The following is a 14,717-nucleotide window of genomic DNA, read 5'->3' as shown; positions in this document are numbered from 1 at the left end:
TAAGCGCTATACGAACGAAAGCCTTGTGATGAACACATCCCTTCTAAGTATCGTAATTCCCGTTTTTAACGGTGCTGAATATGTCGAGAATTTGCACCAGGAATTTGCAGAACTTCTTCCACTTGGCGTTCAATTTGTCTTTGTCGACGATTGTTCTACGGATGATACAGTCAATATTCTTGAACGTATTCTCGATTTTAAATCGAACGATGTGCTAATAAAGTTACCGAAGAACGCTGGAGCCGGACATTGCAGGAATTGCGGTTGGGAAAAGGTGACGGGGAAATACACGATCTTCTTCGATGTCGATGACCGGCCACATCCCGCAGCTATCCGTTCGGCATTGGATAAGCTGGAAGCCAACGAAAAGGCCGATGTCGCTATTTGTTCCTATATTTACGAACGGGATACGCCGGACCTTGGTTCGGAAATGAATAAAGAAGACATCAGGATTTTTAATAAGTCTTTAGGTAAAAACGAAAGCAGCACGTTTACCTTAGAGGGTAATTCACTGCTGCTTTTGATTACCAATTATCCGTGGAATAAAATTGTCCGCACGGCAACCTATAAAGCCTCCGAGATTATGTTCGGTAGCACAAAGGTTAATAATGATATTCTGGGCCATTGGACCACTTTGCTAATGGCCAAAGAAATTATCATTTCACGCGATGTTATCTGTTCGCATATTGTGAAATCATCCGGTGGAAATATTACAAACCATCGCAATGAAACACGGTTGGAAGTCTTTTCCGCACTTAATCAGGTATATGACTTTCTGATTAATTTCCCGCATATGCGGCGGCGCTATTGCCATATCTACTGGGAATTCGCGATGCGGCTATTGTCGTGGTCGAAAAGCCGCGTGGATAAGAAAATGCATCGCCGTTTCGACGAATTGACCACACAACTTCTGTCACGGATAGATCTTGAGGATTTCGTTCTAATCCAGTCCCGCCGCGCACCAGGTCTTGGAAACAAGATCAAAGACCATTTTTACAGGGGCTGAACATGACGACGAATCCGAAGCTTTCGATAATTGTGACCTCCTATAACGTTCAGGACTATATCTCGGAGGCGATTGATTCAATTCTGGCCCAATCGATCGGAGAGATTGAAGTCATTGTTGTGGATGATGGATCGACCGACCAAACCGTAGAAATCATTAGAAGCTATGCCGATTTGGACAATCGCGTGAAACCGATCCTGTTCAAGGAAAATACTATCGGCGGCGTGGCATCCGCTGCCAACGCAGGGCTTGAGGTCGCGACGGGGGACTACATCGGCTTCGCAGATGGCGACGATGTCTATGATTCCGAAATGTTCGGTAAGATGTATCGTGCAGCTGTCAAACATGATGCGGATCTGGCGATATGCCAGTTCATGCTGCAGAATGCGGTGACTGGTGAACGCGTTGAATCGGATGACAAAAAGCATTGGGAACAGATCGAGACGATCACGCCGATCTCGCTGGATCCAGAGTCCAGAAAACGCATGATCGAATTCTCGCCTGTTCCATGGCGGAAGATCTATCGCCGCGAGATGATTCAACGCAATGAGATCCGCTTTCCGGTCGGTGACTATTTCTTTGAAGACAATCCGTTTCACTGGGCAAGCGTCCTGTCAGCACAAAAAGTCGTACTGCTGCCCGAGGTGCTGTGTTATCACCGGATGGCCCGTCCCGGACAAACCATGTCCAATGTCGGTCCAAGCCTGTTCAAACTGTTCAAGCATCATGACAACATCAGGCAATGGCTGGTCAAACATGAACAGGAATCCTATCTTCCCCTGCTGATCGAATGGGTGGCCAAGCAAAATGCCTGGATCAGTGAAAAAGCGGCTGAAGATGATCTGCATCTGCTGTTCAATGAAATTCATGCAATCATTTCACAGTATTCATCCGAGGATATAACCGGTCTGGCCTTTTCAAAAGATGGCCGTACCTACAAAATGATTGCGGCTGCCAAAGCAAACGACCTGGCGCAGTTCAAAAAGTTTGCCCATGGCGGAAAGCACAAGAAAACGTCCCCTCCAAAAGGTGAGGATGTAAAACCACATCCTGATCGGGTTGATCTTGAGGATATCTATTTTGCTTTGATCGTTATCAAAAAGCGAATTGATAAACTGGAAGATATGATGGTCGCTGCTTCGGAGCGTGGTTTTGTCGAACAGAACCATCCGTCCTCGCAAGAGAAACAGGCGAATTCCCTGCTGAACAAACTTGTTCAAAAAGTTAAAGGGTAATTCCTTTATGGCTTAAAGTGCAGGATAGGCACTTTAAGCCATTTGCCCGCACGTATTGTCCAGAATGCGGTCGATCAGTTCCGACCTCCTTGATACCGTCAAAATGCGTCCCGTATTCTTCAGGGCCGCTGCCACGGTTTCAACTCTGCCTTCATCCACGTTCCATGTGCCGCATTCGGGAAGACGATCCAGTCTTGACCGAAACGGTCGCTGTGATCATCAGTCAAACGGTGCTGGTCAACAAGTTCGGCGCCGGCAAATGCTTCGTGGAAATCGTGAAGTGTGTCGCCAAGTTGCAGGATGATCCTGTGATTGCGTTCGACTGCGGCGCGGCGTTCGGCCTTGGGTGGGCCGAACAGCAGGACGTGACCGGCATGGACCTGTGGTAAACCAAGCTGCGATAAGGTCGCAATGGTGGCCAGTTTGTTTTCCTGAAACCGGTCCGAGACATAGAAGATTGTAACGCCCAATTCATTTGCCAACGCGAAAAATTCTGCGGCACCGGGCAGCAGGTGGGGATTGCCTTCGCGTTCCCACAACTTCCATGTTTCAGCACTTTCGAACATGCCGTCCTGATGCATGGCCAGTGCCATAACCGCGCTATTGTCCAGAATAGTCTCGTCGATATCGCTAAGGACCGCCAACCCTTGTCCACCGCCTGCTTTTGCAACCGCGTCGCGCAGACGCAGTGTTGCCAGAGTATAGCATTGCCGCTGTAGCGCCCGAATTTCGGCAGATGCCTGCTGATAGCGCACGGCAATGGCGTGGTCATGTGGCGGAAGGGGCATTATGGATTTCCTGATCTGGCCGACTTTTGCGGCATCGGGTCGACCCTAGGCAGGCAGTCTTGCAACGTCAAACAACAGGGTGGAAGGCTGTTAAAGGCCCGCAACGTCGCATCGGTCGCCGTGACCATAGAATGCCCTATGGCCACGGCGGTATATCAGATCAACGGCGGTTCAGCTCGGACCGGATCGAGAAGCGCGAGGCGGGAATGGATCCGCCTTTCGACATTTCACCCAGGATTACAGTGGTTTTCTGCCCGCTGTCATCGGTTACAATCCACTGGCGCAATTCGGTCGGGTTCGAGAAGACCATCTGGATATTGCCGTTTTGCGGACGCTCGGGGTCTTGGGCGGTTACTACCGTCGCGTTGTTCTGTTCGCTGTGGCCGGTGACCATATTGGCGCGGCCTAGATTGACGTTTGCGTCCAGAATAATTGACAGGGGTGTCTGCGACAGCGGATATTGCTGGGGGCCACCGTTCGACTTGCTGTCAAAGATGGCGACATTGCCACCCGATGCCAGAACCAGTGTCGAGTCGTTGTCATATTCGAAACGCACACGACCGGGGCGCTGGATATAGACGGTGCCCGTGGACACGGTACCGTCAGGGTTCACCTGCGTAAATTCCGACGTCAGCGTCGTCAGGCTGTTAAGGTAACGCGAAATCTCGGACAGCGAGATACGCTCGGCCATTGCCGGAAAGGCAAGTCCGATGATGAGGGCGGGCGCAAGTGCGAGTGAGCGAATGTTCATAACGCCGATCTTATCCTTTCGCGGTTGCGATGCACATCACGTCTGAACGATGGCAGTGCCACTGAACAATCGCAAAGGCGTGACAGTTCCACGCAGTTTGTTTCACTCAACGTCGCTTGATCGGAACGGAGCATGAACATATATTGCCTTCATGGCACAAAGAACTCTTGATCAGAAATTGGCGATCCTGTCGGACGCTGCGAAATACGACGCATCCTGTGCGTCTAGCGGAACAACGCGGCGCGATTCGCAATCCGGCGGCATCGGATCGGCGGGCGGGACGGGCATCTGTCACGCCTATACGCCGGACGGTCGCTGCATCAGCCTGCTGAAGATCCTGATGACGAACTTCTGCATCTATGATTGCGCCTATTGCATCAACCGCGTCAGCAGCAATGTTGAACGCGCCCGCTTCAGCCCTGAAGAGGTTGTGAAGCTGACGCTGGAATTCTATCGCCGCAACATGATTGAAGGTCTGTTCCTGTCATCGGGCATCATCCGCAGCCCTGACCAGACGATGGGTGATATGGTGCAGATCGCCAAGATGCTGCGGGTCGATCACGGCTTTAAAGGCTATATCCACCTGAAGACCATTCCCGATGCTGCCCCCGAACTGGTGGCCGAGGCCGGGCTTTATGCCGATCGCCTGTCGGTGAATATCGAATTGCCACAAGACGCCAGCCTCCGTCAGCTGGCCCCTGAAAAGCGCCCCGAAACCATCCGTGCCACCATGGCGGATGTGCGCTTGGGCCGCGAGGCTGCCAAGGATCGCAGCCATACCGGCAAGCGTCCGCCACGTTTTGCGCCAGCGGGGCAATCTACGCAGATGATTGTCGGGGCGGATGCCGCGACAGATCGCGATATCCTGAAAACGTCATCGAACCTCTATTCGGGGTATCATCTGAAGCGGGTTTATTATTCTGCCTTCAGTCCCATCCCAGATGCCTCTGCCGCGCTGCCGCTGATCAAGCCGCCATTGATCCGCGAACACCGGTTGTATCAGGCCGATTGGCTGATGCGCTTTTACGGTTTCGACGCCGAGGAGATTGGTGCGGCCCATCCGTCGGGCAATCTTGACCTTGCGATTGACCCCAAACTGGCATGGGCTTTGGCCAATCGCGCACAGTTTCCGGTCGATGTGCGCAATGCTTCACGTGAAATGCTGCTGCGGGTGCCGGGCTTTGGCACCAAGACAGTGGGGCGTATTCTTGCGGCACGGCGCAGCGGTGCGGTGCGCTATGCCGATCTGTTGCGGATGGGGGCGATCATGTCCAAAGCGCGGTCTTTTGTAACGCTGCCCGACTGGCACCCCGGCGCCCTGACCGACAGCGACGGTTTGCGCGCCCGCTTTGCCCCCGCGCCAGAACAGCTGTCCCTGTTCTGATGATCCGCATTGACCTGCCCCGATTTGATCGCTTTGAGGGCTGGCGTGATGCCGCCCGACAGCTGGTCGGTGCAGGTGTTACGCCTGATCGGATTACATGGGCCGATCCTGACACCCCCGCCGATCTGTTCGGCAGTGATCCGATGGCGCAGCCAAATGATGCGCCCGTCACCGCCACCAAGGATTTTCTGCAGTTGGCCAGAACTGTCAGCAGCCATTCCGATCCGGAACGCTGGGCGCTGATTTATACCGCCCTGTGGCGCGCACAAACCGACCGTGCGTTTCTGGGCAACCCTGCCGATCCGCTGATGGACCGCCTGAACCGTCTGGCCAAATCGGTGCGCCGTGACATCCACAAAATGCACGCCTTTGTCCGCTTTCACGAATTGCCATCAACGGGCAACCGCCGCAGCTTCGGCGCATGGTTCGAACCGGAACATCTGATCCTGCAAGCGGGCACGCCCTTCTTCGCCAAGCGGTTTGCCGATATGGACTGGCTGATTGCCACGCCGGAAGGGATTGCCCGCTTTACCGGCGACCGGATCGCCTTTGATCCACCTGCACCCCGTCCCGACCTGCCGGCGGATGCCAGCCACGGTTTGTGGCAGACCTATTTTGCCAATATTTTCAATCCGGCCCGTATCAAGACGAATGCGATGCGGTCCGAAATGCCGATGAAATACTGGAAGAACCTGCCCGAAACACATCTGATCCCGCATATGCTGGCCGATGCGCCGCGACGTGTTCAGGCAATGCGCGATGCGGGGGCCAGCGATGCCCCGCAATTCGCCGCCAAGGTGACAGCACGTATCAGGCAACAGCCGCAGGATACGCCTGCGGAAACCATCACTCAGGCACAGGAACAGGCGGCACGCTGCACACGCTGTGAATTGTGCCATGATGCAACGCAGACGGTCTGGGGGCAGGGTGATCCCGATGCGGGTCTAATGTTTGTCGGCGAAGCCCCCGGCGATCAAGAGGATCTGGCCGGTCGCCCCTTTGTCGGGCCTGCAGGGCAGTTGCTGCGCCAGACCATGACCCAAGCCGCCCTTGACCCTGATAAGGCGTGGATGACCAATGCGGTCAAACACTTCCGCTTTACGCCGCGGGGCAAAAGGCGGCTGCACCAGACGCCCGATAAATCGCATGTCGAACATTGCAGCTGGTGGCTGGGGCTGGAACGTCGCTTTGTCGCGCCCAAGCTGACGGTGGCCTTGGGCGCAACGGCGGCCTTTGCACTGACAGGGGACAGATCGCCCCTGACCCCGCGCCGTGGTAAGGTTCAGGCGGCCACAGATGGCGGGCCGGTTCTGGTGACATGGCACCCCAGCCTGATCCTGCGCCTGCCTGATGACCGCGCCGCCACCGCGCGGGCCGAGCTGTTGTCGGACCTGCGCCATGCAGGCCAGCTGTTGGCGGCCTAGGTTGCTTTAGCCGAAGACCGACCAGCCGGTAAATTCGGCCAGCTTTTCGGCCGCCAAGGTGCCCGCCTGCGAATTGCCCCAGCCATCCAGCCCCGGCGACCAGATCGCGATAGAGGCGCGCCCCGGTGCAATGACCAGCAGCCCGCCACCGACCCCAGATTTGGCAGGCAGCCCAACCCGAAAGGCAAAATTACCTGACCCGTCATATTGGCCGCAAGTCATCATCAGTGCGTTGATCCGCCGTTGTTTCACACGCGACAGCAGATTTGGCGCACAATCCAGTCCGGCAATGACGCGACCGGCGCGGGCCAGCTGGATGCATGACATCTCGATCGCGCATTGGTGGAAATAGGTGCCGGTGACATGATCCGGCGGATTACGCAAATTGCCGAAGCTGCGCAGGTAATGGGCAAGGGCTGCGTTGCGATGCCCATGTGCCGCCTCGGATTCGGCGACGGCTTTGTCGATGTGGATGTCATCATCCCCTGCGGCGGTGCGCAGAAAGCCGATCACCTCGGACAGGGCCTGTTTCGGGCTGCGGCCTGTCAGCAATTCATCGGTCACCACCAGCGCACCGGCGTTGATAAACGGATTGCGCGGACGGCCCTTTTCCTGTTCCAGCAGCAAGATGGAATCGAACCGGTCGCCAGAGGGTTCGCGACCAACCCGCAGCCACAGTTGTTCCCCGATCCGCCCCAGAACGCAGGCGAGCGCAAAGACCTTGCTGACCGACTGGATGGAAAACGGCTGGCCTGCCTGACCTGCGGTCAACAGCTGGCCATCCGCCAAAGCGACGGCGATGCCAAATTGCGCCGGATCGATGCCACCCAGTTCCGGAATATAGTCGGCAACCTTGCCCCAATCCGCCGAAGCGCGGATGTCACGGTCCAGATCGTCCAGAAACCGGCCCAGATGCTGTGTCATGCTGCCCCCTTCGCATTGATGGCAGCCTATGCAGATAAAGCCGCTGCGGGGAAAGTTCTAAAGCGGTCGCCCCGTCAGAAGACGCGGCATCGGATCGACCGACAGACCTGCAGCCTGCCGCATAAATCCGCGCCGCAGGGCGGGCATCGCTGTGACAGCGCCCATCCCCAAGCGCCTTATGGCCGAGATAACCGGATTATCCGTCGCAAACAGCCGGTTCACGCTGTCCATGCCAAGCGCCAGTGAGGTCGCATCAAAACGCCGCCACGCCTGATAGCGCTGCAAAACCAGCTCGGACCCGATATCCTCGCCGCGGCGCGTCGCCTCGACCAAAACCTGCGCCAAGGCTGCGACATCGCGCAGACCGAGGTTCAGCCCCTGACCGGCAATCGGATGCACACCATGTGCCGCATCACCCACCAATGCCACACGCGGCGCGGCATAGCTGTCAGCCAACGACAGGCTGAGTGGATAGGAAAAGCGCGCCCCTGCCAGTCTGATATTGCCCAGAAAATCGCCAAAGCGCGGGCGCAGGACCGACAGGAAATCATCATCCTCCAGCGTCAGGATCGCTTCGGCATTGGCACGGGTTTCGGACCAGACGACGCTGCTGCGATTGCCGGTCAGCGGCAGGATTGCCAACGGGCCGGAGGACATGAAGTACTGCTGCGCGATGCCGTTATGGGGCAGATCATGTTCAATGGCGGCCACCAGCGCCGTCTGGCCATAATCCCAGCCGCGCCGCGCAATACCCGCCCGTTTCGCCACACCCGACCCGCGCCCGTCGGCACCGACCAGCATCCGCCCCTGCATTTTGCGGCCATCGGACAGGGTCACCGTCACACCTGCTGCATCGACCTGATGGCCGCTGACCGCCACACCGGACAGATGGGTGACGCTGCCCTGCATTGCGTTCAGCAGGGCTTTGTACAGAAAGCGATCCTCCAGCATGTGACCGACGGGGCCTTCCTCGGTCTCGGCGCTGTCGAAATGCAGGAAAAACGGCGCAGCACCTTCGCCTGCGCGGCCCTGCGATGCCTTGACCTGCCGGATCGGCTGGCTGTCGGCGGCCAGCCCGTCCCACAGTCCAAGCGCTTTCAGCAAACGTTGCGAGGAAACGGCCAGCGCATAGGCCCGCCCGTCAAAGGTATCGCTGGCGCGGGCATCGGCAGGTCGGGGGTCGATGACCGCCACCGACAGGCCTGATTGCGCCAGCGCCAAGGCCAATGCGGGGCCGTTCAGCCCGCCTCCGGCAATGATAACATCATGGTTCTGTGTCATGTCGCGATCCATGCATGGGGCGGGGGCGGTTGCAATGCGGCGCACAGCCTCAGGTTTCGGTGTGCAACAGGGCGGCAAGCCCGCTGCGGTAATCTGGGTAAAGCAGTTCGACGCCCAACTCGGATTTGATGCGGTCGTTCCGCACGCGTTTGCTGTCGGCGTAAAATGACCGCGCCATCGGCGACATCTGCGCCTGTTCCAAGGGCACGGCAGGGGGCACAGGCATGCCCAGCAATCCGGCGGCATGGGCAATCACATCCTGCGGCGGGGCAGGGTCGTCATCGCACATATTGTAGATACCGCTGCCATGCGGTTGCTGGATCGAGGCCAGCAGGATCTGCGCGATATCTTCCACATGGATGCGGGAAAAGACTTGACCTTCCTTGATGATCCGGCGCGCCGTGCCATCCAGCACCTTTTTGAACGGCCCGCGGCCCGGACCATAGATGCCCGCCAGCCGGAAGATGGTCAGTGGCAGATTATGGGCACGGGCAAGGGCCTGCCAGTCAGCCTCGGCCCTGATGCGGGCCTGACCACGGGGTCCCGATCCGTCCAGCACGCTGTCTTCGTCCACCCAGCCGCCATTGCGGTCGCCGTACACACCCGTCGTCGACAGATAGCCGATCCAGTGCGGACGGGATGCCGCCAGCGCGTCGCGAAAATCGGCCAGCACCGGATCGCCCTGATCAGCAGGGGCCGCCGACACCAGAATCGCATCAGCCCGCGCAATGGCATCCAGCAAAGGCTGGCGTGGGCCCGGCCACAGCAAAGGCTGCGCGCCCGATGCCGCAACGCGGGCGGTATCACCCCGCGTCGTGCCTGTGACATTCCAGCCCCGTGCGATCAGCAGGGGCGTCAGATAGCTGGCCGAATAGCCATGACCGAAAACAAGCATTTCCATGACGCTACCGTAACCGCGCGTTTCAGGCAGCGCCAGACGCTTGCCTGCCGCAGGCGGTGCTGGCAGGGTTTGTTCCAAAGAAGGACATGAACATATGACAACGGATTCCCGATTCCTGCCGGTTGAAAGCCCCCGGACCCCCGAACGCCGCGAATTCACCGATGCCGCGCAAGCAATCCAGTATTTGCGGTCGCTTTACGATCAGGCAACGGGGTTCTTGCTGGAAAATTTCACCCGCGTTCTGGAAGGTGCCGAACCGACGGCCCGCTATCGTGCTTTTTATCCTGAAATCCGCCTGACGGTGCCGACCCATACCAAAACCGATTCGCGACTGTCCTTCGGGCATGTTGTCGAACCGGGCAGCTATGCGGCCACCATCACCCGCCCCGATCTGTTCCAGAACTACCTGATCGAACAGGTGGGTCTGCTGATCCGCAACCACGGTGTGCCGGTCCGGATCGGCCTGTCCGATACGCCGATGCCGGTGCATTTTGCCGTCGCCTCGAACAGTGATCTGGCTGTGCCGCAGGAAGGGGTGCTGTCGTTTTCGTTGCGGGACGTATTCGACGTGCCGGACCTGAATACGATGAACGATGATATCGTCAATGGCGTGGCCGTGCCCCAGCCCGATGGCACGCAATATCTGTCGGCCTTTACGGCGCAGCGCATCGATTATTCGTTGGCCCGCCTGTCCCATTACACGGCCACATCACCCGAGCATTTCCAGAACTTTATCCTGTTTACCAACTATCAGTTCTATGTTGATGAATTCGAGGCTTATGCCCGCCGCGTTCTGTCCGATCCCGACGCAGGCTATACCGGTTTCGTCGCGCCGGGGAATCAGGAAATCACCACGGCTGACGGGCAGATCACGCCCCTGACCAAGATGCCGCAAATGCCGACCTATCACCTGAAACGCGCCGACGGGCAGGGGATCACGCTGGTCAATATCGGCGTCGGCCCGTCCAATGCCAAGACCGCGACGGACCATATCGCGGTGCTGCGGCCCCATGCGTGGCTGATGGTTGGCCATTGCGCGGGCCTGCGCAACAGCCAGTCCTTGGGCGATTTCGTTCTGGCCCATGCCTATCTGCGCGAAGATCATGTGCTGGATGATGACCTGCCCGTCTGGGTCCCCATTCCCGCATTGGCCGAGGTGCAGGTCGCCCTGCAGGAAGCCGTCGCCGAAGTCACCCAGCTGGAGGGGTACGAGCTGAAGCGCATCATGCGCACCGGTACTGTTGCCACCATCGACAACCGCAACTGGGAATTGCGCGACCATTCCGGCCCCGTCCACCGGCTGTCGCTGTCGCGCGCTGTCGCACTGGATATGGAAAGCGCAACGATTGCGGCCAATGGTTTCAGGTTCCGCGTCCCCTATGGCACCTTGCTGTGCGTCAGTGACAAGCCGCTGCACGGTGAACTGAAGCTGCCGGGGATGGCCACCGATTTTTACCGCACGCAGGTCGCCAACCACCTGCTGATCGGCATCCGCGCAATGGAAAAACTGCGCGAGATGCCGCTGGAAAAGATCCATTCGCGCAAACTGCGTTCCTTCAGCGAGACGGCATTTCTGTGACCGCTTCGCAAAAACTGACCGACGCGGCTTTCCGCGCGTTGATCGAAAAAGGCTTGAACTGCCCGTAAAAACCGTGTGTAGCAGGCGATATGCCGCAAAAGGCGCAATTTGTGGGCCCGCTAAAATAGGGCAAAAGGAGACAGACCATGACGACGGCTGCTGCAAAACCAATGACCAAAACCCAACTGGTGGCGACTCTTGCCGAAGAAATGGGTTCGGATAAGAAATCCGCATCGGCCGCTCTGGATGCGATCGTTGCAATCGTCACGCGCGAAGTCGCCGGTGGCGGCGCTGTGACTTTGCCCGGTATCGGCAAAATCGCCTGCCGCGCACGCCCCGAGCGTCAGGTCCGCAACCCGCAGACCCAGGAAATGATGACCAAGCCTGCTGACAAGCAAGTCAAGGTGACCATCGCCAAAGCACTGAAAGACAGCGTCAACAGCTGATTTTTCCGGCTTTGCCTGACTGACAAGGGTCGCATTCCGTTCGGGATGCGGCCCTTTTCCTTTCTGCCTTCCCGATGTCCTATGCGTCTGTTAGCCGTTTTGCAGAACATGAAGCAGGGGACAGGCATGGATTTCAAGGCGTTGGCGATGGGGCTGGCCTTTGTGGTGATGTGGGCGTCTGCCTTTACCACCACCCGTATGATCGTAACGGAGGCTCCGCCCCTGATGGCCCTGTCGCTGCGCTTTGCCCTGTCAGGGGTGATCGGTATCCTGATTGCATGGGCCTTGGGCCAGTCATGGCGCGGGCTGACGCGTCCGCAATGGCGGGCGGTGATCATTCTGGGGCTGTGCCAGAACGCCTTGTATCTGGGCCTGAACTGGATCGCGATGCAGTCGATCGAGGCCAGCCTCGCCTCGATCATCGCCGCCACAATGCCGCTTCTGGTTGCATTTCTGGGTTGGAGCCTGATGGGCGAACGTCTGCGCCGTCTGGGGTATGGCGGGCTTGCCTTGGGCGTGATCGGCGTTGCCATCATTATGGGCGCAAGGTTGCAAGGCGGCAGCGATCCGGCGGGAATCGCCATGTGCTTTGTGGCGGCCTTTGCGCTGGCGGTGGCCACGCTGACCGTGCGCGGTGCCAGTTCCGGCGGCAATGTCATGATGATTGTTGGCCTGCAGATGCTGGTTGGTGCCGTGACGCTTGGCATGATCGCGCCATTTTTCGAAACATGGCAGGTCACGCTGACGCCGCGTCTGGTCACGGCATTCCTTTATACCGTGATCGTTCCGGGGATCGGCGCGACATGGGTCTGGTTCCTGCTGGTTGGCCGAATTGGCGCGGTTCGCGCGGCAACCTTCCATTTCCTGACACCGTTTTTCGGGGTGGCACTTGCTGCACTTTTGCTGGGGGAAAACCTTGGGGCGGGTGATGTGATCGGGGTCGCGATCATCATGGTCGGCATTCTGGCCGTGCAGCTGTCTAAGGCGCCCGCCGTCAAGCGGGCACCCCCCGGTTAGGCCGCCAGCGGCGAAAAGATCGCCGTTGCCGGATCGGCCTGATAGCGCGCCAGATAATGTGGCGCGTTGGCGGCCAGTTCGGCGACGGCTGTCAGGATCGCCTCGATCTCCACTTCGGGGGCGGCCCAGCACAGATTCAGGCGCACAAAGCCCGGCTTGTCGATTTCCCGCCCCGACAGGATTGCCGCCCGCAATTGCGCCGATTCCTGCGGGCCAATTCCCAACAGACGATGGACATAGGGACCGGCACAGGCACATCCGCCCCGCGCCTGCACCCCGAACAGATCCGACAGCATCCGCGTGGCCAGCTGCTGGTGGATAAAACCGCCCGCGCCATCACGCAGCCGGAACGCCAGAATCGGCAGGCGTGTGATGTCATCACGGCCCAGCATCAGAACCCCCGCCAGATTTTGCAGCCCTGCCGCTTTCTGCATCCAGCGGCGATGCGCATCGTCGATCCAAGCCTGCCCGACATGGTCCTTCAACACAAAGACCAGCGCCGCGCGGATGTCCCCGACGACATTGGGGGTGCCCGCTTCCTCGCGGGCCTCGACGGCGGTGGCATAGTCATGACCATCGTCATTGACGAATTTCACCGTTCCGCCTCCGGGAAGGCTGGGGCGGTCGGACCGCACGGTATCGCGGCGCAGGATCATCACCCCCGATGCCCCCGGCCCCCCAAGGAATTTATGGGGCGAGGTGACAACAGCATCCATCCCCAACCCCATATCGATGGGCAGATAGGGCGCGCCACCGGCGTAATCCCAGACCATCGCGGCCCCTGCAGCCTTGACCACCGTGGTGATTGCCGCGACATCACTGACGACCCCTGTCACATTCGACGCCGCCGACATCGCCACAATACAGCGTCCTGATCGTGCCAGCGCATCGGTTAGGGCATCCATGTCGGGCCCGCCCTGCGGCCCTTCGGGCAATTCGATCACCGTCGCGCCGCTTTCACGCCACGGCAGGATATTCGAGTGGTGTTCATAGGGCCCGATAATCACCGTGATCTGCGGCCCTGCCTGCAACAGATGCACCAACCGGTTCAGACCTGCCGTCGCGCCCGATCCGGTAAAGACGACCGCATGGTCCGCCGTCCCCCCGACACATCCCAGAATCTGTGCCCGCGCCGCCCGCCGCATGCGGGTCATCACGCCGCCGCAATGGCTGGCCTCGGTATGGCTGTTGGCATACCACGGCAACACATGGTCCATGATGGTCTGTTCAACCACCCGCAACGCCCGCCCCGAGGCGATGTAATCGGCATAGATCAGCGGCTTGGGACCGAATGGCCCCTCGATCACCGCATCCTTGCCGATGATGTCGTGATGCAATTCGTCGGGCTGTCCCAGCCCTGCGCGAAATGTGTCGAAGATATCCATGGGGGCGTCCTGTTATTTTCTATGGAATTTGACACAGAACGACGCATATATTGATTTCAAATCTAGCTAGTTTTGCATAATTATCGGGTCAAATGAACGATTATACGCATCGTATAGATGAAATCGACAACATGATCCTGTCTGCCCTGCAGCAGGACAGCGCATTGTCACAACGTGATCTGGCCGACCGCATTGGTCTGTCGCAGAATGCCTGTTGGCGGCGTCTGCAAAAACTGACCCAAGCGGGCATTCTGCAAGGCAACCGTGCGGTCATCGATGCGGCGCGCGCGGGCCTGCATCTGACGGTATTCGTGATGATCCGCACCCGCCACCATGACGACGCATGGGCCAAGCGTTTCCGTGCCCGCGTCGAATCCATTCCCGAGATCACCGAGTTTCACCGCATCGGCGGCGAATGGGATTATATGGCAAAGCTGGTGACCACCTCGATGTCTGCCTATGACCTTTGCTACAAGGCATTGATCCGCGACATGGACCTAGAACGCGTTACGGGCGTTTTCTCAATGGAGACGATCTTCACGGCCCGCCCGCTTCGGCTGCCGCGTTGATTATCATGAAACATTTGCCATCGTGGG

14 protein-coding genes are annotated in these 14,717 nt (G+C 58.4%); 8 read left to right on the top strand and 6 right to left on the bottom strand.

Annotated features, from left to right (window positions below; genetic code table 11):
• The first annotated feature begins 28 nt into the window (after window positions 1-28).
• Window positions 29-1,006, top strand: coding sequence for a glycosyltransferase family 2 protein (locus DWB67_RS04910; RefSeq protein ID WP_119806397.1), 978 nt, complete (start codon window positions 29-31; stop codon window positions 1,004-1,006).
• A gap of 2 nt (window positions 1,007-1,008) precedes the next feature.
• Window positions 1,009-2,241 (top strand): glycosyltransferase family 2 protein, encoded by a 1,233-nt coding sequence (locus DWB67_RS04905; RefSeq protein ID WP_119806396.1) that lies wholly within the window; start codon window positions 1,009-1,011, stop codon window positions 2,239-2,241.
• Window positions 2,242-2,360: 119 nt separating this feature from the next.
• Here the strand turns inward: DWB67_RS04905 and DWB67_RS04900 are convergent, their stop codons facing one another.
• Both DWB67_RS04900 and DWB67_RS04895 read right to left on the bottom strand, forming a co-directional pair.
• Window positions 2,361-3,029, bottom strand: coding sequence for a 5'-nucleotidase, lipoprotein e(P4) family (locus tag DWB67_RS04900; RefSeq protein WP_119806395.1), 669 nt, complete (start codon window positions 3,027-3,029; stop codon window positions 2,361-2,363).
• 160 nt (window positions 3,030-3,189) lie between these two features.
• The gene (locus DWB67_RS04895) at window positions 3,190-3,780 is read right to left on the bottom strand and encodes an outer membrane lipoprotein carrier protein LolA (protein WP_119806394.1); all 591 of its coding nucleotides are present in this window, start codon (window positions 3,778-3,780) and stop codon (window positions 3,190-3,192) included.
• A 151-nt stretch (window positions 3,781-3,931) separates the two neighbouring features.
• Between DWB67_RS04895 and DWB67_RS04890 the strand changes: the two genes are divergently transcribed.
• Window positions 3,932-5,164 (top strand): putative DNA modification/repair radical SAM protein, encoded by a 1,233-nt coding sequence (locus DWB67_RS04890; RefSeq protein ID WP_119806393.1) that lies wholly within the window; start codon window positions 3,932-3,934, stop codon window positions 5,162-5,164.
• A complete protein-coding gene (locus DWB67_RS04885; RefSeq protein ID WP_119806392.1) occupies window positions 5,164-6,588 on the top strand; it encodes a UdgX family uracil-DNA binding protein in 1,425 nt (474 codons plus the stop codon). The genes DWB67_RS04890 and DWB67_RS04885 overlap by 1 nt, the downstream gene beginning before the upstream one ends.
• A 6-nt stretch (window positions 6,589-6,594) precedes the next feature.
• Here the strand turns inward: DWB67_RS04885 and DWB67_RS04880 are convergent, their stop codons facing one another.
• The 3 genes from DWB67_RS04880 to DWB67_RS04870 are packed head-to-tail and all read right to left on the bottom strand — an operon-like array spanning window position 6,595 to window position 9,694.
• Complete coding sequence (locus tag DWB67_RS04880; protein WP_119806391.1) at window positions 6,595-7,512, bottom strand: glutaminase; 918 nt, start codon at window positions 7,510-7,512, stop codon at window positions 6,595-6,597.
• A gap of 57 nt (window positions 7,513-7,569) precedes the next feature.
• Window positions 7,570-8,793 (bottom strand): UbiH/UbiF/VisC/COQ6 family ubiquinone biosynthesis hydroxylase, encoded by a 1,224-nt coding sequence (locus DWB67_RS04875; protein WP_119806390.1) that lies wholly within the window; start codon window positions 8,791-8,793, stop codon window positions 7,570-7,572.
• 49 nt (window positions 8,794-8,842) lie between these two features.
• A complete protein-coding gene (locus DWB67_RS04870) occupies window positions 8,843-9,694 on the bottom strand; it encodes an SDR family oxidoreductase (RefSeq protein ID WP_119806538.1) in 852 nt (283 codons plus the stop codon).
• Between the two features lie 94 nt (window positions 9,695-9,788).
• Between DWB67_RS04870 and DWB67_RS04865 the strand changes: the two genes are divergently transcribed.
• From DWB67_RS04865 to DWB67_RS04855, 3 genes are all read left to right on the top strand, one after another.
• On the top strand, window positions 9,789-11,273 hold the full coding sequence (locus DWB67_RS04865) for an AMP nucleosidase (RefSeq protein ID WP_119806389.1): 1,485 nt from the start codon (window positions 9,789-9,791) through the stop codon (window positions 11,271-11,273).
• Window positions 11,274-11,419: 146 nt separating this feature from the next.
• Window positions 11,420-11,719, top strand: coding sequence for an HU family DNA-binding protein (locus DWB67_RS04860; protein WP_072296707.1), 300 nt, complete (start codon window positions 11,420-11,422; stop codon window positions 11,717-11,719).
• A 126-nt stretch (window positions 11,720-11,845) separates the two neighbouring features.
• Window positions 11,846-12,736 (top strand): DMT family transporter, encoded by an 891-nt coding sequence (locus tag DWB67_RS04855; RefSeq protein ID WP_119806388.1) that lies wholly within the window; start codon window positions 11,846-11,848, stop codon window positions 12,734-12,736.
• On the opposite strand, the gene DWB67_RS04850 is transcribed toward DWB67_RS04855, so the two are convergent.
• The gene (locus tag DWB67_RS04850) at window positions 12,733-14,121 is read right to left on the bottom strand and encodes an aminotransferase class V-fold PLP-dependent enzyme (RefSeq protein ID WP_119806387.1); all 1,389 of its coding nucleotides are present in this window, start codon (window positions 14,119-14,121) and stop codon (window positions 12,733-12,735) included. The two genes, DWB67_RS04855 and DWB67_RS04850, sit on opposite strands and share 4 nt — an antisense overlap.
• 92 nt (window positions 14,122-14,213) lie before the next feature.
• On the opposite strand from DWB67_RS04850, the gene DWB67_RS04845 reads away from it, so the two are divergent.
• The gene (locus DWB67_RS04845; RefSeq protein ID WP_119806386.1) at window positions 14,214-14,690 is read left to right on the top strand and encodes an Lrp/AsnC family transcriptional regulator; all 477 of its coding nucleotides are present in this window, start codon (window positions 14,214-14,216) and stop codon (window positions 14,688-14,690) included.
• Window positions 14,691-14,717: the final 27 nt, after the last annotated feature.

This window comes from Paracoccus sp. JM45, from assembly GCF_003590715.1.
Lineage (GTDB): Bacteria > Pseudomonadota > Alphaproteobacteria > Rhodobacterales > Rhodobacteraceae > Paracoccus.
This window is presented reverse-complemented; position numbering and strand designations above follow the sequence as displayed.